The following is a 17,628-nucleotide window of genomic DNA, read 5'->3' as shown; positions in this document are numbered from 1 at the left end:
GCGCCAATGCGCACAGGAGTGACTAGATGATCCGTTCTTTGTGGATTGCCAAAACCGGTCTGAACGCCCAGCAAACCAATATGGATGTTATTTCCAATAACCTGGCGAACGTCAGCACCAATGGTTTCAAGCGTCAGCGTGCGGTGTTTGAGGATTTGCTGTATCAGACCGTGCGCCAGCCGGGCGCTCAGTCATCGGAACAGACGATGCTGCCTTCGGGGTTGCAGCTGGGGACGGGGGTTCGTCCGGTATCGACCGAACGTATACATACGCAGGGGACTTTCTCGGAAACGGGAAATTCCAAGGATGTGGCGATCAAGGGGCAGGGATTTTTCCAGGTTCAGCTTCCGGATGGCACCACGGCATATACCCGGGACGGCGCTTTCCAACTGGATGGCAACGGTCAGTTGGTCACCTCCAGCGGTTTTCTGGTTCAGCCGGCGATAACCATTCCCTCCAATGCCATTGAGTTGACGATTGGCCGTGACGGTATCGTCAGCGTCACGCAACAGGGACAGACCGCGGGAACGCAGGTCGGCCAGTTGACGCTGACAACCTTCATTAATGACAGCGGCCTGGAAAGTATTGGTGAGAACTTATATCTGGAGACTGAGAGCTCCGGGGCGCCGAACGAAAGTAATCCGGGTCTGAACGGCGCGGGGCTGCTGTACCAGAAATATGTTGAAACCTCGAATGTGAATGTGGCTGAAGAGCTGGTTTCCATGATTCAGACTCAGCGCGCTTACGAGATTAACAGTAAAGCCATCTCTTCTTCCGATCAGATGCTGCAGAAATTAACCCAACTGTAATAAGCGCAGTGGTTACGAAATAACCGTTTGGCGCGTTTAACGCCTCATGTGTGGGGATAGGTGCCGCGGTTATTTCTAATATATTGAAATATATTCAATTTAAGGCGATGTCCGTAGTGATGATGAATGCAAAGTCGGTTGTTATCCAACAACTCCGCCGACCTGGTCTGTTGGCATTGATCGTGATGTTAACACTTAACGGCTGCGCCTATATTCCACATGATAAAGTTGTGACCGGCCCGACGACGGCTCAGCCGGCCTCACTGGTGCTGACCGCGTCCAACGGATCTATTTTTCAGACGGCACAGCCAATGAACTATGGCTATCAACCGATGTTTGAAGATCGTCGGCCGCGCAATGTGGGAGATACGTTGACTATCGTTCTGCAGGAAAATGTGAGCGCCAGTAAGAGTTCATCGGCCAGTGCCAGCCGTGACGGCTCCTCTACTTTTGGTTTCGGCACGACGCCGCGTTATCTGGAGGGGCTTTTTGGTAATAACCGGGCGACATTGGACGCAACGGGAACAAATGAGTTCGGCGGTCAGGGCGGAGCGAACGCCAACAACACCTTCAGCGGCACCATTACGGTTACCGTCAATCAGGTTTTACCGAACGGTAATCTGAATGTGGTTGGCGAAAAACAGATTGCGATTAATCAGGGAACCGAGTTCATCCGCTTTTCCGGCGTGGTGAATCCCCGCACCATTAGCGGCAGCAACTCGGTGCCTTCAACTCAGGTTGCGGATGCGCGTATAGAATACGTCGGCAATGGCTATATCAACGAAGCGCAGAATATGGGCTGGCTGCAGCGGTTCTTCCTGAATGTTTCTCCGTTCTAAGTTAATAAAGAGGCACCTGATGCGGATTACTTTATTTCTCACCGTCCTGTTTAGCCTGTTGGCATCTGTCACTATGCCGGCGTCAGCAGAGCGGATTCGCGATCTGGTCAGCGTCCAGGGCGTGCGCGACAACGCGCTGATTGGTTACGGATTGGTTGTCGGGCTTGATGGGTCGGGCGATCAGACCATGCAGACGCCTTTTACCACTCAGAGCCTGAGCAACATGCTTTCCCAACTGGGTATTACCGTGCCCGCCGGTACCAATATGCAGCTCAAGAACGTTGCTGCGGTGATGGTGACGGCGAAACTGCCGCCGTTTGCCCGCGCCGGGCAAAATATCGATGTCGTTGTCTCTTCTATGGGGAACGCCAAGAGCTTGCGCGGCGGCACGCTGCTGATGACGCCATTGAAAGGCGTTGATAACCAGGTGTATGCGTTGGCTCAGGGAAACGTACTGGTTGGCGGGGCAGGCGCGTCTGCCGGTGGCAGCAGCGTTCAGGTGAATCAGCTGGCCGGCGGTCGTATCAGCAACGGTGCGATTATCGAGCGCGAACTGCCGAGCACCTTTGGCGCTTCCAACACCATTATGCTGCAGCTGAACGACGATGATTTCACCATGGCGCAGCGTATCAGCGACGCCATCAACCGTGCCGGCCATAGCGGCAGCGCCACGCCGTTGGATTCACGTACCGTCCAGGTTATTGTTCCACATGGTAATAGCTCGCAGGTGCGTTTCCTGGCCGATATTCAAAATATTGAAATCAACGTCGGTATGCAGGACGCCAAAGTGATCATCAATTCACGTACGGGTTCGGTGGTAATGAATCGTGACGTCACGCTGGATAGCTGCGCGGTTGCGCAAGGCAACCTGTCAGTCACCATTAACCAGCAAGCGAACGTCAGCCAACCCGATACGCCTTTTGGCGGCGGGCAGACCGTTGTCACCCCGCAGACCGAGATCGCGGTTCAGCAGAGCGGTGGGGCGCTGCAGCGAGTCAATTCGAGCGCTAACTTGAACAATGTGGTTCGTACGCTGAATTCGTTAGGGGCAACGCCGATGGAACTGATGTCCATCCTGCAGGCTATGCAGAGTGCGGGTTGCCTGCGCGCCAAGTTGGAAATTATCTAATGAAGGATATACAGACGCTAAGCGGCGCCGCTTATGATGCCCAATCGCTGAACTCGCTGAAACGGGAAGTATCCGGCAACCCGCAGAGTAAGGAGGGTATCCGTGCCGTCGCACAACAGATGGAAGGTATTTTCGTCCAGATGATGATGAAGAGTATGCGTTCCGCGCTGCCGCAGGACGGGATCTTCAGCAGTGAGCAAACGCGTCTGTATACCTCCATGTATGACCAGCAGCTTTCCCAGCAAGTCGCCGGAAAAGGGTTAGGACTGGCGGATGTGATGGTCCGGCAACTGTCCGGGGAGCGCACGGCATCCTCTGAACCGAAAGCGCCGGTACCATTAACATTTGATGGACCGGCGCTGCAACGCATGCCTGCGGCGGCGGTGGAGCAAATTGTGCGTCGCGCGATGCCGAAGTTGCCCGCCGAAGGCTCGGCCTTACCTTTAACCAGTGAGAATTTCGTTTCCCGTCTCTCTCTTCCCGCCCAGATGGCCAGCCAGCAGAGCGGTATTCCCCACCATTTGATTATTGCCCAGGCGGCGCTGGAGTCAGGCTGGGGACAGCGTGAAATTCCTACCGAAGACGGCCGGCCAAGCCACAATCTGTTCGGTATCAAGGCCGGCAGTCGCTGGGATGGACCGGTTACCGAGATAACCACGACAGAATATGAACAGGGCGTCGCCAAAAAGGTCAAGGCCACCTTCCGGGTTTACGAGTCCTATGCCGAGGCTATTGGTGACTATGTGAAACTGCTGACGCAAAACCCCCGTTATGCCGATGTGGCGAATGCCGGCAGCGCCGAGCAGGCCGCCCACGCCTTGCAGAGTGCCGGTTATGCGACCGATCCCCAATACGCTAAAAAGCTGGTCGGCATGATTCAGCAGATGAAAAGCTCGGGTGAAAAAGCGGTAAAGGCTTATACCCATGATTTAAGCCGGCTGTTTTGATTTTTCTTTCAAGTTTTGTTTTTCCAGGTCGATAACTGATTCAGGCTAAGCGAGGGTTCCTCTCGCGGCAATCCAATTAATAAACGCAGCGCATTTGGTTAAAAGCCTGTGTACAAGGAAACCCACATGTCCAATTTGATTAATACCGCGATGAGTGGCTTGAAAGGCGCGCAGGCGGCGCTGAGCACGGTCAGTAATAACATCAGTAATCAGGCGGTGACCGGATACAGTCGGCAGAACGTATTACTTTCTCAGGCGGTGAGCACCAGTACGTCCGCAGGTTATATTGGCAATGGCGTGAATGTCGTGGGGATTAACCGCGAATATAATGATTTTATTGCGACGCAGCTGCGTTCGGCGCAAACCCAAAGCAGTTCGGCAACAACCTATTACGAGCAGATTTCCAAGATTGATAATCTGCTGGCTGACAGTACCACCAGTCTTTCCGCCACCCTGCAGGATTTCTTTACCAACTTGCAGAACCTGACCAGCAATTCAGGCGACTCCTCTACCCGTCAGACGGTGCTGGGAAAAGCCGAGGGGCTGGTCAATCAGTTTCAGGTAACGGATAAATATCTGAAGGACACCGCCGAGGGGCTGAATACGCAAATTCAGAGTACGGTGCAACAGATAAATACCTATGCCAACCAGATTGCCGATCTGAATAACCAGATTACGCGTCTGACGGGGGCGAATCAGGGCGCCGCGCCGAATGATTTACTCGATCAGCGCGATCAGTTGGTCAATGAGTTGAATAAGCTGGTCGGCGTCGACGTTTCGGTTCAGGACGGCATTGTCTACAACGTTTCGCTTAAAAACGGCCTTAGCCTGGTGCAGGGAACGCGTACCAATGAACTGGTTGCGGTCAGTTCCGACAGCGATCCTTCCCGTATTACGGTAGGGTACAACGACAAGATTGCCGGCGTTACCGAAGTCAAGGAAAGCTCAATTTCCGGCGGTTCCCTGAACGCCTTGCTTTCTTTCCGCAGCGAGACGCTGGACAGCGTCAGTAACCAACTGGGCCAGATGGCGTTGGCCTTTGCCGATGCGTTTAATACCCAGCATAAAGAAGGTTACGATCGTAACGGGGAGAAGGGGGAAGACTTTTTTACCTTTGGCGGCCCCGCGACGCTGAAAAACAGCAAAAATACCGGAAGCGCCGAACTGACGGCCGGTTACACGGACACCGGCGCCGTCAAGGCGTCTGATTACACGATTAAATATGACGGTACCGACTGGCAGGTAACCCGCCTATCCGACAATGCGAAATTCACCGCTACGGTTGATACGTCAGACTCCAGCCTGAATTTTGATGGCTTGAAGCTCACCGTCTCCGGGACGCCCGCCGCCAACGACAGCTTTACGCTGAAACCGGTCGCCAGCGTGGTTACCGGCATGAGCGTCGCCATCACCGATTCCAGTAAAATCGCTGCGGCATCCGTCAAGCTGGATGAAAATGGCGATCCCGTGCTGGAGAATGGCGAACCGGTATTCGGCGGCGCCAGCGACAATACCAATGCCAAGGCGCTGCTCGCCTTGCAGAGCGAAAAAATCGTTGAGGGCAAGTCCACCATCACCGGCGCCTATGCCGGCCTGGTCGCGGATGTCGGCAACCAAACCAATACCATGAAAGTGAATAGTACGTCGCAGGCCAGCGTGGTGACGCAGCTTACGGCGGAACAGCAATCCGTATCCGGGGTAAACCTGGATGAAGAATATGGTGAGTTAATGCGTTATCAGCAGTATTACCAGGCAAATGCCGCGGTTATCCAGACTGCATCGACCATATTCGACGCTCTGTTGTCGATTCGCAATTAATCTGACTGTTATAAAGAGGAATAAATACCATGCGTCTGAGCACCAGCATGATATATCAGCAGAATATGCAAGGCATTTTGAACGGTCAGACGGCCTGGCAAAAAACGGGAATGCAACTTTCCACCGGAAAGCGCGTAGTTAATCCTTCGGATGATCCTATTGCCGCGGCTCAGGTGATTATGCTGGGCCAGGCTCAATCGGAAAATAGCCAGTACACGCTGGCGCGTACTTTTGCCCGGCAAAGTATGTCGCTGGAAGAGTCGATACTTTCAAAAGTGGCTGATTCCGTTATCGCGGCAAGTACTCAGGTTATCAGCGGCGGCGGCGTGAAGAGCGATGATGACCGTCAGTCGGTGGCAGCTGAATTGCGTGGCATTAAAGCGCAATTGCTGAATATGGCCAATAGCACCGACGGTAACGGTAACTATATTTTTGCCGGCTATGAAACCGATAGCGCGCCGTTTGTTGACGACTCGACGGGCGTTGAGTATGTGGGGGGATATCAGGCTATTGAGCAGCGTGTTGATGCCGCCCGTTCAATGACGGTCGGCCATATCGGGTCTGCGGTATTTAATGGCGTAACGGGCGATGCGCAAAAAGAACCTGATGGAAGCGTACAGTCTGATTTGTTCGCAACGCTGGATCTGGCGATTAATGCGCTTGAAACACCTCTCGACGGTGCTGATGACGCCACCAAAGCTGCCGTTGAGGCCGCATTGGCTACGGCCAGTCGCGGTTTAACTAATTCATTAAACAATGTGTCTTCTGTGCGTGCCGAACTTGGCGTTCAGCTCAATGAGTTGGATAACCTTGATTCCATCGGCGCTGACCGGACGCTTGCCAACAAGGATACGTTGTCTCAACTGCAAGACACGGACTGGTATGACGCCATTTCAACTTATACCATGCAGCAGGCTTCATTACAGGCGGCATATACCAATTTTCAGAGCATGCAGGGCATGTCTCTTTTCCAACTTAATAAATAGCCGTTTAGCAATACCATTGATATTGCCAAATCAGCGCTACCGATTTGAATACGCTTAAACCGGGCGTATTTTTTGGGCACGTCCTCTTGATTGTTTTGTTGAGACGACGTGCCGTTTTTTATTGGTTTTTCCTTCCCTGAGTCACACTCCCGTTTTGTCAGAACCCCACCTTTTAGGAGGGCAACTGAGTGAGAATATCCGCCAATAGATCGAAGACTTCGCCGAATAAGCGTTCGGCGAAGGGCGGGAGCAGGGGAATCAACAGGCCGATGGTCATGATGCCGATGGCCAATGTAATCGGGAAACCAACTACAAAAATAGAAAGCTGGGGCGCGACGCGATTGAGAAATCCCAATGCCAGGTTAATGGTCAACAGCAGGGTGACTATCGGCAGCGCCAGCATAAGACCGTTGATAAAAATCAATCCGCCGGCTCGGGCGAGAGCGAGGAACGCACCACTGTTCAATGGGTTAGCGCTTATCGGCAGGGTATAAAAGCTGTCCGCCAGCAGTGAAATCAGCCAGAGATGCCCATCAAAAGTAAGAAAAAGCAAAATCGCCAGTATATTAAGAAAGCGCGCCAACACCTGCATATTCGGGCCGCCGGTCGGATCAAAAAAGGTGGCGAATGCCAGCCCCATTTGTAACCCGATCAGTTCTCCCGCATGACGAATAGCGGCAAAGGCCAGCTGCATTGATATGCCTAATGCAATGCCGATTAAAATCTGCTGAATCAACACCCATATGCCGACTACGGAGAAGATAGGCGTGGCGTTTAATGGCAAATAGGGCGCAACCAGCAGGGTAATAAACAGCGCCAGCCCGATTTTTACCCGATTGCTAATCGAGCGTTCATTGAAAACCGGCGCGGTGCTGATAAGCGCCAGGATCCTGACAAAAGGCCAGAAAAACTGACTGACCCAGTTAAGCATATCCCAACTGCTAAACGTCAGCATATTTAACCGATGATGTAGGGAAGTTGGCCGAACAGGGTGCGCATATAGTCCAGCATAAGGTTTAACATCCAGGGGCCGGCAATAACCAGCGTCAGGAATACGCTGAGGATTTTAGGAATAAACGACAGCGTCATTTCGTTTACCTGCGTCGCCGCCTGCAGCAGACTGATGATCAACCCGCTGAGCAAGGCGGATAATAGCGGAGGCGCCGCCAGTGCCAGGGCAATTTTCATTGCCTCGTAGCCAAGCGCCATTACCGATTCTGGCGTCATTTTAGCGTTCCTCTATCAAGCGCACGCAATATACTGAAACTCCGGTTACTTAAAAACCGCTAACTATAAAAACTCTGGGCGAGTGAGCCGAGTAGCAATTGCCAGCCGTCAACCAATACAAACAGCATAAGTTTGAATGGCAGTGATATTGTGGCCGGCGGCACCATCATCATCCCCAGCGCCATCAGAACGCTGGCAACCACCAGGTCAATAATCAAGAACGGAATAAATACGGTAAAACCAATCTGGAAAGCCGTTTTTAATTCGCTGGTGACAAAGGCCGGTAATAATACGCGCATTGGCACCGCCTCCGGCCCCTGTATTTGCGGGATTTCGGCGAGCCGGGTAAATAATGCCAGATCGGACTCGCGAGTCTGCCGCAGCATAAACTCCCGCAAAGGCTCAGCCCCTCGTTCGATGGCCAGTTCCATGCTGATTTGATCCTGACTGAATGGAATATAGGCGTCTTCATATACGCGGTTCAATACCGGCGACATGACGAAAAAAGTCAGGAAAAGCGTTAACCCCAGCAGCACCTGATTGGGCGGCGCCGTTGGCGTGCCCAGGGCATTACGCAATAAACTGAGCACGATGATGATGCGGGTGAAACTGGTCATCATCAACAACGCGGCGGGAATAAAAGTCAGTGAGGTTAAAAAAACCAGCGTCTGTACCGGCAGCGTCCAGCTCTGACCGCCATTTGCCAGCGGTTGAGTCACAATTCCTGGCAACTGCGCCCACACGGATGGCGTCAAAAACAGTAAGCTGGCGGCCAGAACGTAGCGCAGAAAGCGGAACAGCGCAGGGCCGAACGATTGACGATATAACACACTCATTCCGATTTTTCCGGACGTTTTAGAACTTTTTTGAACACCTGCTGAAAATCAACCGGTTTAATTTCACCGGCCGAGGTGCCGCCGTTATCGGTCGCCTGCGCCGGCAGCGTGTGCAGCGGCGTGATTTGTTGCGCGGTAACACCCAGCACCAGCCAGGTATCCTCAACTTCGACAATGACCACGCGCTCGCGCTGCCCTAACGGGCAACTGGAGACGACTTTTAATAACTTGTTCTGTTTTGCCTGCGGCGCCAAACCGAGTTTGCGCACTAGCCAGGCAATAAACAAAATAAGTAATAATATTCCACCCAGTACGCTGCCTACCTGAGTCAGCAGCATGCTGCCGGTAAGCGGGGGAACGGTAGCCAGCGTAGATGGCTGACCGGTTACTGTTACAGGCGAGGTTGGTGTCTGAACGGTTGGCATCAGCGACCCAGGCGACGCATACGTTCGGATGGCGTGATGATATCGGTAATACGCACACCGTATTTATCGGCGACGACCACCACTTCGCCCTGGGCAATGAGATAGCCGTTAATCAATATATCCAATGGCTCGCCTGCCAGTCCGTCGAGTGCGACGACCGAACCCTGAGATAATCTCAGCAGTTCCTTAATGGTCATCTTGGTGCGTCCCAACTCGACGGTAAGCTTTACCGGAATATCCAGGATCAAATCGATATCCTGTAACGAACCCACGCCATCCTGACCTTCCAGTGTTTTAAACACCCCCTCCGTCGTGGCGGCGGCTTTTTCCGCAGTCTGTTGCTCGTTGAATGCATCAGCCCACAGATCGTCCACTGATTCTTTGTCGTCGGACGGTTTCTTGGTGTCACTCATTGGGCTGTTCCTCATTGTCCAGAGAATTCAAAATAGGGTTAATCAAGTGTTCTACTCGTAATGCATATTGCCCGTTAAGCGTACCGTATTGACTTGTCAGCACCGGTACGCCATCAACATGAGCAATCAACCGCTCAGGTTTATCGATTGGTAACACATCCCCGGGCTTCAGCTTCAATACCTTGGATAAACGCAAAGGGATATCGGCAAAATTCGCCACCAGTTCGAGTTCGGAATGCTGTACCTGCATGGCTAAGGTTTCGCGCCAGTTCTGATCTTCCTGACGAGAATTTTCCAGCGGCGGGTTGGCCAGTAACTCACGCAAAGGTTCAATCATTGAGAAGGGAATGCAGATATTGAATTCCCCTGTCAATGAACCAATTTCGACATGAAATGGCGTGGTGACTACGATGTCGTTGGGTGACGTAGTAATGTTGGTAAATTTCACCTGCATTTCCGAACGCACATACTCCACGTCCAGCTTGTAGATGGCATTCCAGGCATCGCTGTATGCTTCAAGCGCCAGGCGCAACATGCGTTTCACCACGCGCTGCTCGGTATGGGTAAACTCGCGGCCTTCCACTTTTGTCGGGAATCTGCCGTCACCGCCGAACAGGTTATCAACGGCGATAAACACCAGGCTTGGCGAAAAGACAAACAGCGCCGTGCCGCGTAATGGTTTCAGATGAACCAGATTGAGGTTTGTCGGAACCGGCAGGTTGCGGGCAAATTCATGGTAAGGCTGGATTTTTATTGCGCCCACCGTAATATCGGGGCTACGGCGCAGAAGGTTGAACAAACCCATCCGAAACTGACGGCCAAAACGTTCATTAATAATTTCCAGCGCCTGTAATCGTTCACGGATTACGCGTCGCTGGGTATTGGGGTCGTAAGGTTTAACGTCACCGTCGTTTTTGGCGGACGCCTTGTCATCGGCGTCGCTATCGCCGCTGTCGCCATTTAGTAACGCGTCTATTTCCGCTTGAGAAAGAATGCTATCGCCCATATTGATTACCGCAGTATAAAAGCAGTGAACAGAACATCAGTGACCACCTGATTCGGTTGACCGGGGATCAATGGCGGGCTTAACACTTGTTTGATTTCTTCGATTAACTGTTGTTTACCCTGTTCGTTTGCCAGCGAAAGGGCATTCTGACGAGACAGGAGCAGCAATAAACGGCTGCGCACCTCGGGCAGATAGTTATTGAACCGAGTGCGGGTCGCCTCATCCGGCAAACGCAGGGTAAAACCAACGTATAACACGCGATCGGGATCGTTATCCGCATTGACTAAATTGACAGTGAAAGTGTCTAGTGGCATGAAAACGGGCTCTGGAGGCGGAGGCGCCTCTTGTTCGGCAGTCGCTGTGTTTTTCTGATGCAATAACCACCAACCGGCGCCTGCCGCCGCCGTGGCGGCGAGAGCAACGATAATCAGTAGTATTAGCCAAACAGAGCGTTTTTGTCCTGGCCGGACTTGTATATCAGACATAGCCAAAGAAAGTTCCTGTTACTTATTGATATTTATTACCGACTCGAATCAACAATAAATAATTTCGTAATGTTAATGATTATCTCGTCTATTCAAGCGATCAATACAGGGAATAGGCAAGAAAAACCGCGTTAACTTATTTCTTTACTGCAATATCAGGCAAAAATGTCAACGCCATTGGCTGAAGACGCCATTGACTGCAAATGGGCTGGAACTTCTAATGGCTTGGCAATGTTTTCTGGCGAATCGCCAAATTGCTGCTGATAGGAAGAACCGCTGCTGCCTTCGCCGCTGTTATTGGCCGTTTGCTGCTGGGCTTGCCAACTGGATGCATCGCTACCGACGCTGCTTTGCCCCAGGTTAATGCCGCTTTCCGCCATCGCGTTACGCAGGTGGGGCAGTGCCGCTTCCAATGCTGAACGAACCTGGCTATTTGCCGATGCCAGATGAATTTGCGCCTGATTATCGTCAATTTTTAAACTGATGTGAAGCGCCCCTAACTCCTGCGGATTCAGACGCAGCTCGGCGCTGTGTTGCCCGTTGCGGCTAAACATAACGATCTGTTGACTCAATGCGTCCTGCCATTGCGGCGTTCCAAATGGCGTATTTAACTGCGCATGGGTTGGCGATACTAGTGTCGCAGAGCTACTGGAAAATGTCGATTGCACATTCGGCGCTGGCGCAACCTGGGGAGACGCCACGCTCTGGTTGCCGGCAATCAGAGCAGGCTCCTGGCTATTGCGCTCGCCGGCAATCAATGGAGAGGCGGTCGCCGATTTTGCTGAATCATCGGATTGCGCCGTCGCCGCGTTGCGTTTTACCGCACCAGGAGGATTGGCGGATGATTGCAGGCTGTCTGCGTCGTTACGCGCGGTGTCGGAAGCGCCGAAAATTTTCGCCAGCGTCGTTTTCGCGTCTTCGTCAGTGGCGCTGGCGTCTGCTAAAGCGGCGTCGGCCTGACGTTTGCCGTCAAGTAATCCCGCAATACCGAAGCTCGCATTTTGGATATTATCAGCGGTACCGTTGTCCATGGTCGCAGCTGGCGTTGCTGACAACATGGCAAGGAGCGCCTGCATAGTTGCCGCATCATCGGCGGAATGATTGGTTTTATCGTCGGATTCTGCTGCGCTATCCAACAGCTTTGTCGTCTCCGGGCTTTGTTTGCCCACGGGTGCCAAGGTGCCGGCTAACGCGCTAAATGAGGCAAGGAGCGCGTTCAAATCGTCACCATTCAAGGTGGCGGCATCTTTTCCGATCGCGTTCAACAGTGCTTCTTTATCCGTTGCGTCAAGCGACTTGTTAGCTGACGGATCGGAAGACAGGGATAGCTGTTTTCCCAGCAGTTCCACAAAATTTTTCGGTAACTCGCCCTGCGTCGACAGAGAAGCAGTAGAACTACCGGTATCGCCGGTGCTGGTTGTTATAGGTAATGCGGGCAGCTTCATGATTCGGTTTTCCTCAGTGAGGCCCGTTGGGCGAATTCATCCATCAGTTTTTGTTCTATGCGATTATCTCTGGCAACTTGCCTGGTTGTTTCCCGATCCTGCAAAGTTTCAAACGCGTTTAACCGTTGCTGTTTTTCCTGCCACGCTTTCATCGCCAGATCCAGGCGCGATGTCCACTGCAAAAGCTGTTGCCGATGCTGTTCAATAGCGCTATCCAGCGTTTGGATAAACTGCTGATAATTCTGCCAGCTATTATTGGCCATACCGCCAGACATGGTGGTATTTAATTTCTGGCGGTAGTCATCCTGATAGTTTAACAGCATATTCAACTGCTGTTCAGCCTGCTGATGCGCCTGACGCACCTGGCCTAATTGCCCGGCCGCTTTTTCGACCTCTTGCTGCGCCAGTTCGCGCAGCGTAATCAGGGGGGACTGGGATTTCATTTACGCTCCTGCCCGTTACGGGGGAAAATTGTTTCCAGCGCCTGGCAGGCTTCGTCATAATTGCTGCGTTCAAACATCCCTTGTTGCAGGAAAGCTTCCATCTGTGGATACAGGCGGATTGCTTTGTCGAGCATGGGATCGCTACCGGCGGCATAAGCGCCGACGCTGACCAAATCCCGATTACGCTGATAGCTCGACAGTAATTGTTTAAACTGGCGTACCGTCGCGTAGTGACTTTCATCAATCAATGAGGTCATCGCACGACTGATCGATGCTTCTATATCAATGGCGGGATAGTGACCGGACTCGGCCAACTGACGCGACAGAACAATATGCCCGTCAAGAATGGCGCGCGCGGAGTCAGCAATGGGATCTTGCTGGTCGTCCCCTTCGGTTAATACGGTATAGAAAGCGGTGATCGAACCGCCGCCGTGAATACCGTTGCCTGCGCGTTCAACCAGCGCAGGCAACTTGGCGAAAACGGATGGCGGATAACCTTTGGTGGCGGGAGGTTCGCCAATGGCCAGCGCGATTTCGCGTTGCGCCATGGCGTAACGCGTCAATGAGTCCATGATTAGCAGCACGTGCTGACCGCGCTCACGAAAATCTTCCGCGATGCGGGTCGCGTAAGCCGCACCTTGCATTCTCAATAACGGCGACACGTCGGCGGGAGCGGCAATGACGACAGAGCGGGCGCGACCTTCGGTGCCCAGAATATTTTCGATAAAGTCTTTTACTTCACGTCCACGCTCGCCGATCAGACCGACAACAATGACATCGGCCTGGGTATAGCGCGCCATCATACCCAACAGCACGCTTTTACCGACGCCGGAACCGGCGAATAATCCCATGCGCTGCCCCCGGCCAACGGTTAACAGTGCATTAATGGCGCGGACGCCCACATCCAATACGCTCTCAATCGGCGTTCTCTGCAACGGATTGAATGGCGCGGTAATTAATGGCGCCCGATAGCCGGTATCCGGCGCAGGTAATCCATCCAGCGGTTTGGCGCTGCCGTCTAATACGCGGCCCAATAGCTCCGGCCCCAAAGGCAGTTGTTTGCCCTGGGAACTGCTCACCAGGTCGACTCGGGCATAAACGCGCGCGCCGGGAATGATGCCTTCCACCTCTTCGAGAGGCATAAGGAAAAGTCGTTGTCCGTTAAACCCAACGACCTCGCTTTCGACTTCTTCAATCTGAGTGCCGTTTTGACGTTCGATAAGGCAGGTCGCCCCCAATGGCATATGCAAACCCGTCGCTTCCAACACCAGGCCGGTTGCTCGGGTCAGACGGCCGTAGCGACGCACAGATGGCGTTCTGTCTATGCGTTTCTCAAACGAATCCAGAGATTCGAGCCAGCGTCCGAGGCGTGAGGTCATCATAACTCTCCCGGCGCCGCCAAGCGGCAGAGTTCATGCCAGCGAGTTGCCAGACTCGCATCCAAATCGCCTTCTTCCGCGCTGATCTTGCAGCCGCCGGGATTCAGTTGATTATCCGCAAGCAGCCGCCAGCCATGCAGACTGAGCGTCGGGCCTAATGCCTGCTCGATGCGTTCGAGATCGGCCGGATGCACGCGTAACTGCGGCTTGCCGGAAAACATCGGTTCCTGTTGAATTAGTTGCTGAATCTGGCTCAACAGCGCGGTGCCGTCACACACCGGCGGCTGCCCCAGAATTTGCTTGGCGGCCGTCAATGCCAGTTGCATCAATCGGGCGGGAATGACGCTGTCCAGCGCATCCAGCGTTTGCTGGAATTCCGTAACCATCTGTTGCATCTGTTCAACCATGGGCTGTTGTTGCTGTAAAGCATCCTGCAGCCCTTGTTGCCGGCCCGCGTTCAGACCTTCCTGATAGCCCGCGTCATAACCCTGCTGATGCCCCTGCGCATAGCCATCTTCCCGCGCCTGTTGCTGCGCTTGCTGACGCAGAAAAACGAGATCATCGTCTTCCTGGGGGAGCGCTTCGGTAACGATGTCCGGCTCAACGGTTTCCGGCTTATCATTGTCGGGGACGATGGGAGCGGCCAGATCGTTAAGTTTCCAGGGTTGCCAGTCAAGGCTGTTTGCGGCATCAGACATAGGCATCCTCGCCGCCGCCAATAATTATTTCCCCGCTATCCGCCAGACGGCGAACAATAAGCAGAATGGCTTTCTGTTCGTTTTCCACCTGGGACATACGTACCGGACCACGAGTGGCCAGATCGTCGCGCAGGATTTCCGCCGCGCGTTGCGACATATTGCGCAGGAATTTCTCGCGCAGAGGTTCTTCCGCGCCTTTCAAGGCCAGCAACAGGGATTCGGACTCCACTTCCTGCAGCAGACGCTGAATGCTGCGGTCGTCCACATCCACCAAATTCTCGAACAGGAACATTTCGTCGATAATCTTTTGCGCCAGTTCGCCGTCGAATTCCCGGACCGCATCGATAACGGCTTCTTCCTGCTGGGCTTTCATCAGGTTGATAATCTCGGCGGCGGTACGAATCCCTCCCATTTTGCTGCGTTTGAGATTCTGACCATCCAACAGGCCGTTCAGAACGTCGGTCAGTTCGGCTAATGCGGCAGGCTGTACGCCGCCAAAGGTAGCGATACGCAACATAATGTCATTACGCAGACGCTCGTCAAATAGCGCCAGAATATCGGCCGCCTGGGCCCGTTTCAGATGCACCAGAATAGTGGCGATAATCTGCGGATGCTCGTCGCGAATTAAATCGGCGGCGGTCTGCGGCTCCATAAAGTTGAGGGTTTCCATGCCGGTGGTGGTTTCGCGGCTTTCCAGAATATCTTCCAGCAGGCTTGACGCACGCTCCTCTCCAAGCGCCTTGACCAAAACAGAGCGCAGATAGTCACCCGCGTTAACGCTCAGTGCCGCGTATTGCTCTGAATCCGACTCAAACTCTTTAAGCACTTCCACTAACTGCTGTTGTGACACCTGACGCATACTCGCCATCGCCGCGCTAAGGTGCTGCACCTCTCTGGTAGAAAGGTGAGTAAATACCTCTGCCGCCCGGTCTTCACCGATGGTCATCAATAAGATGGCGCTTTTCTCTGTTCCTGTCAGACTCATAGTTCACTACTCATCCATTCACGAATGACCAACGCGACGACGCGAGGATCGTTCTCTGCCAGTTCACGTATCCGCTGGCTTTGCAGCTCGGCGCTGATACGCTGTTGCGATTTTCTCTGCTGCTCCGCTTCCGAGGTGCTCAGATTGACGACGACATCGTCATTTCCGTCTTTACCCATTGCTGCCGCCATGGCGGCCTCTTGCTGCTGTGCCTTCTTCTGCAACTGCGGACGGACCAGCTTGCGCCATAATATCCAGGCGACAATCAGTACCAGCAACCAGCGGCCCGCTTCGATCAGCAGATCGAAAAACGCCTGTTGCTGCCAGAAGGGGAGTTCGCCGGTGCCTTCAACCGACTCCATAAACGGCGTATTGACAACGTTTAACGAGTCGCCGCGTTCGGCTGAAAATCCCATGGCTTCACGGGCAACGGTTTCAATCTGTTTGATTTGATCTTCTGTCAGCGCGACCGGTTTACCGTCTTCGCCCGGCGGTAAATAGTTAACGATGATCGCCGCGGACAACCGTTTTACGCCACCGCTGCTGTGCCTGGTGTGCAGTATGGTTTTGTCTACTTCGTAGTTTGTCGTGGCATCGTTACGGACGTTGGACGTCTGAATGGCGGTATTGGAGCTGGCATTGGCCTGCGTACCCGCCGCGTTATTCTGCTGGCCGGGCTGATTATTGGCATTTGCGTTGGCGTTATTATTGGGCTGCGCCTCAATCGGCGCGGTAGGCGCTGGCGCGGGTTGATTAGACAGCGCGCCAGGCACGCCGCCGACGTTAGGCCCGCCTCTCTGCTCACTCTGGCTGGTTTGCTGCGAGCGAATCGCGGCCTTGTCAGGCGTCTGATTTGGCTGATACTGCTCATCGGTTTGCTCACGGGCGGCAAAGTCGATTTGAGCCGTCACCTGCGCATGTACGTTTCCCATACCGACGATAGGAGCGATGATAGCCTCTATACGACGCTGATACATGGCTTCGACTTCGTTGCTGTATTTAAGCTGCGCCGCGTTCAGATCGCGGGCGCTGCCGCCGGCCTGCGTCAGCAGACGCCCGGTTTGGTCAACGACGGTAACGTTATCCGGGGGGAGCCCGGCAACGCTGCTGGATACCATATAGACAATCGAGTTGATTTGCCCCTCGTCCAGCGCACGGCCGGGTTGCAGCGTTAATGTAACCGAGGAGGAAGGGGACTTTTGCTCACGAACAAAGAGAGATGGCTTGGGAATAGCCAAATGTACGCGGGCGTTTTGTACCGGTCCCAGCGTTTCGATGGTTCTTGAAAGCTCGCCTTCCAGAGCGCGCTGATAATTGATCTGCTCACTGAATTGGCTGATGCCGAACTTTTCCTGATCGAGCAGTTCAAAACCGACGGCGCCGCCTTTAGGTAAACCTAATTGCGCCAGACGTAAACGCGTTTCGTGCACATTTTGTGCCGGGATCATTATCGCGCCGCCGCCATCGGCAAAGCGATAAGGAATATTCAGTTTGGTTAATTCGCTGACAATGGCCCCGCCATCACGGTCATTGACATTGCTATACAGCACCCGATAGTCGGGGCCTTTGGCCCACAAGGCCAGCGCAACAATAATGGCGACGGCAGCGGCGGCGGCAATCAATAGAGGAATTTTAGGATTGGCGCGTAAGCGGTTGAGTATTTCGCCAAAGCCGTTTTTACCGGTAGCAGTGCCGGTTATCGAGGCGTTCATACTCGATCTCTGCTTGGTTGTTGAACGGTATACTTAACGTTGTTAC

General features: G+C 53.4%; 19 protein-coding genes. 6 read left to right on the top strand and 13 right to left on the bottom strand.

The window, feature by feature from the left end; translation table 11 throughout:
* Positions 1-26: 26 nt before the first annotated feature.
* The 6 genes from flgG (at position 27) to flgL (ending at position 6,528) form a co-directional block, all read left to right on the top strand.
* Positions 27-809, top strand: coding sequence for a flagellar basal-body rod protein FlgG (gene flgG / locus DDT56_RS07885; protein ID WP_136165902.1), 783 nt, complete (start codon positions 27-29; stop codon positions 807-809).
* 122 nt (positions 810-931) lie between these two features.
* Positions 932-1,648, top strand: a complete 717-nt coding sequence (gene flgH / locus DDT56_RS07880; protein WP_136165950.1) for a flagellar basal body L-ring protein FlgH — start codon at positions 932-934, stop codon at positions 1,646-1,648.
* 19 nt (positions 1,649-1,667) lie between these two features.
* Complete coding sequence (locus DDT56_RS07875; protein WP_136165901.1) at positions 1,668-2,777, top strand: flagellar basal body P-ring protein FlgI; 1,110 nt, start codon at positions 1,668-1,670, stop codon at positions 2,775-2,777.
* Complete coding sequence (gene flgJ / locus DDT56_RS07870) at positions 2,777-3,724, top strand: flagellar assembly peptidoglycan hydrolase FlgJ (protein ID WP_136165900.1); 948 nt, start codon at positions 2,777-2,779, stop codon at positions 3,722-3,724. Before DDT56_RS07875 ends, flgJ begins: the two co-directional genes overlap by 1 nt.
* A 126-nt stretch (positions 3,725-3,850) precedes the next feature.
* The gene (flgK, locus tag DDT56_RS07865; RefSeq protein WP_136165899.1) at positions 3,851-5,542 is read left to right on the top strand and encodes a flagellar hook-associated protein FlgK; all 1,692 of its coding nucleotides are present in this window, start codon (positions 3,851-3,853) and stop codon (positions 5,540-5,542) included.
* Positions 5,543-5,571: 29 nt separating this feature from the next.
* On the top strand, positions 5,572-6,528 hold the full coding sequence (gene flgL / locus DDT56_RS07860; protein ID WP_136165898.1) for a flagellar hook-associated protein FlgL: 957 nt from the start codon (positions 5,572-5,574) through the stop codon (positions 6,526-6,528).
* Positions 6,529-6,700: 172 nt separating this feature from the next.
* On the opposite strand, the gene fliR is transcribed toward flgL, so the two are convergent.
* The 13 genes from fliR to fliF all read right to left on the bottom strand — a co-directional run bounded on the left by fliR (position 6,701) and on the right by fliF (position 17,582).
* Positions 6,701-7,483, bottom strand: a complete 783-nt coding sequence (fliR, locus tag DDT56_RS07855; protein WP_136165897.1) for a flagellar biosynthetic protein FliR — start codon at positions 7,481-7,483, stop codon at positions 6,701-6,703.
* Positions 7,484-7,485: 2 nt separating this feature from the next.
* Positions 7,486-7,755, bottom strand: coding sequence for a flagellar biosynthesis protein FliQ (gene fliQ, locus DDT56_RS07850; protein WP_136165896.1), 270 nt, complete (start codon positions 7,753-7,755; stop codon positions 7,486-7,488).
* A gap of 59 nt (positions 7,756-7,814) precedes the next feature.
* Positions 7,815-8,591 (bottom strand): flagellar type III secretion system pore protein FliP, encoded by a 777-nt coding sequence (gene fliP / locus DDT56_RS07845; protein WP_136165895.1) that lies wholly within the window; start codon positions 8,589-8,591, stop codon positions 7,815-7,817.
* Positions 8,588-9,016 carry a flagellar biosynthetic protein FliO gene (gene fliO, locus DDT56_RS07840; RefSeq protein WP_210416992.1) on the bottom strand — a complete coding sequence of 143 codons (429 nt, stop codon included), beginning with the start codon at positions 9,014-9,016 and terminating at the stop codon, positions 8,588-8,590. Before fliO ends, fliP begins: the two co-directional genes overlap by 4 nt.
* Positions 9,016-9,429 (bottom strand): flagellar motor switch protein FliN, encoded by a 414-nt coding sequence (gene fliN / locus DDT56_RS07835; protein WP_136165894.1) that lies wholly within the window; start codon positions 9,427-9,429, stop codon positions 9,016-9,018. The genes fliO and fliN overlap by 1 nt, the downstream gene beginning before the upstream one ends.
* The gene (gene fliM, locus DDT56_RS07830) at positions 9,422-10,435 is read right to left on the bottom strand and encodes a flagellar motor switch protein FliM (RefSeq protein WP_136165893.1); all 1,014 of its coding nucleotides are present in this window, start codon (positions 10,433-10,435) and stop codon (positions 9,422-9,424) included. The genes fliN and fliM overlap by 8 nt, the downstream gene beginning before the upstream one ends.
* Before the next feature lie 5 nt (positions 10,436-10,440).
* Positions 10,441-10,920, bottom strand: coding sequence for a flagellar basal body-associated protein FliL (fliL, locus tag DDT56_RS07825; RefSeq protein ID WP_168197590.1), 480 nt, complete (start codon positions 10,918-10,920; stop codon positions 10,441-10,443).
* 155 nt (positions 10,921-11,075) lie between these two features.
* Positions 11,076-12,365, bottom strand: a complete 1,290-nt coding sequence (locus tag DDT56_RS07820) for a flagellar hook-length control protein FliK (protein ID WP_136165891.1) — start codon at positions 12,363-12,365, stop codon at positions 11,076-11,078.
* Positions 12,362-12,808: a flagellar export protein FliJ gene (fliJ, locus tag DDT56_RS07815; protein ID WP_136165890.1), complete on the bottom strand. Its 447-nt coding sequence runs from the start codon at positions 12,806-12,808 to the stop codon at positions 12,362-12,364. Before fliJ ends, DDT56_RS07820 begins: the two co-directional genes overlap by 4 nt.
* Positions 12,805-14,187, bottom strand: a complete 1,383-nt coding sequence (gene fliI, locus DDT56_RS07810; protein WP_136165948.1) for a flagellar protein export ATPase FliI — start codon at positions 14,185-14,187, stop codon at positions 12,805-12,807. The genes fliJ and fliI overlap by 4 nt, the downstream gene beginning before the upstream one ends.
* A complete protein-coding gene (gene fliH / locus DDT56_RS07805) occupies positions 14,187-14,885 on the bottom strand; it encodes a flagellar assembly protein FliH (protein ID WP_136165889.1) in 699 nt (232 codons plus the stop codon). Before fliH ends, fliI begins: the two co-directional genes overlap by 1 nt.
* Positions 14,878-15,870: a flagellar motor switch protein FliG gene (gene fliG, locus DDT56_RS07800; protein ID WP_009113317.1), complete on the bottom strand. Its 993-nt coding sequence runs from the start codon at positions 15,868-15,870 to the stop codon at positions 14,878-14,880. The genes fliH and fliG overlap by 8 nt, the downstream gene beginning before the upstream one ends.
* On the bottom strand, positions 15,867-17,582 hold the full coding sequence (gene fliF, locus DDT56_RS07795) for a flagellar basal-body MS-ring/collar protein FliF (RefSeq protein ID WP_136165888.1): 1,716 nt from the start codon (positions 17,580-17,582) through the stop codon (positions 15,867-15,869). The genes fliG and fliF overlap by 4 nt, the downstream gene beginning before the upstream one ends.
* Between the last annotated feature and the right edge of the window lie 46 nt (positions 17,583-17,628).

The sequence above is a fragment of the Brenneria corticis genome (assembly GCF_003115855.1).
Lineage (GTDB): Bacteria > Pseudomonadota > Gammaproteobacteria > Enterobacterales > Enterobacteriaceae > Brenneria > Brenneria corticis.
Note: the sequence above shows the minus strand (reverse complement) of the source record. Positions and strands in the feature narration are given on the sequence as shown.

Coding starts and splice junctions, on each gene's coding strand:
- fliF (WP_136165888.1), bottom strand. CDS start 17,582: ATGAACGCCTCGATAACCGGCACTGCTACCGGTAAAAACGGCTTTGGC.
- fliR (WP_136165897.1), bottom strand. CDS start 7,483: ATGCTGACGTTTAGCAGTTGGGATATGCTTAACTGGGTCAGTCAGTTT.
- fliH (WP_136165889.1), bottom strand. CDS start 14,885: ATGTCTGATGCCGCAAACAGCCTTGACTGGCAACCCTGGAAACTTAAC.
- DDT56_RS07875 (WP_136165901.1), top strand. CDS start 1,668: ATGCGGATTACTTTATTTCTCACCGTCCTGTTTAGCCTGTTGGCATCT.
- fliI (WP_136165948.1), bottom strand. CDS start 14,187: ATGACCTCACGCCTCGGACGCTGGCTCGAATCTCTGGATTCGTTTGAG.
- fliQ (WP_136165896.1), bottom strand. CDS start 7,755: ATGACGCCAGAATCGGTAATGGCGCTTGGCTACGAGGCAATGAAAATT.
- DDT56_RS07820 (WP_136165891.1), bottom strand. CDS start 12,365: ATGAAGCTGCCCGCATTACCTATAACAACCAGCACCGGCGATACCGGT.
- flgK (WP_136165899.1), top strand. CDS start 3,851: ATGTCCAATTTGATTAATACCGCGATGAGTGGCTTGAAAGGCGCGCAG.
- fliG (WP_009113317.1), bottom strand. CDS start 15,870: ATGAGTCTGACAGGAACAGAGAAAAGCGCCATCTTATTGATGACCATC.
- fliM (WP_136165893.1), bottom strand. CDS start 10,435: ATGGGCGATAGCATTCTTTCTCAAGCGGAAATAGACGCGTTACTAAAT.
- fliJ (WP_136165890.1), bottom strand. CDS start 12,808: ATGAAATCCCAGTCCCCCCTGATTACGCTGCGCGAACTGGCGCAGCAA.
- fliN (WP_136165894.1), bottom strand. CDS start 9,429: ATGAGTGACACCAAGAAACCGTCCGACGACAAAGAATCAGTGGACGAT.
- flgG (WP_136165902.1), top strand. CDS start 27: ATGATCCGTTCTTTGTGGATTGCCAAAACCGGTCTGAACGCCCAGCAA.
- fliL (WP_168197590.1), bottom strand. CDS start 10,920: ATGTCTGATATACAAGTCCGGCCAGGACAAAAACGCTCTGTTTGGCTA.
- fliP (WP_136165895.1), bottom strand. CDS start 8,591: ATGAGTGTGTTATATCGTCAATCGTTCGGCCCTGCGCTGTTCCGCTTT.
- fliO (WP_210416992.1), bottom strand. CDS start 9,016: ATGCCAACCGTTCAGACACCAACCTCGCCTGTAACAGTAACCGGTCAG.
- flgL (WP_136165898.1), top strand. CDS start 5,572: ATGCGTCTGAGCACCAGCATGATATATCAGCAGAATATGCAAGGCATT.
- flgH (WP_136165950.1), top strand. CDS start 932: ATGAATGCAAAGTCGGTTGTTATCCAACAACTCCGCCGACCTGGTCTG.
- flgJ (WP_136165900.1), top strand. CDS start 2,777: ATGAAGGATATACAGACGCTAAGCGGCGCCGCTTATGATGCCCAATCG.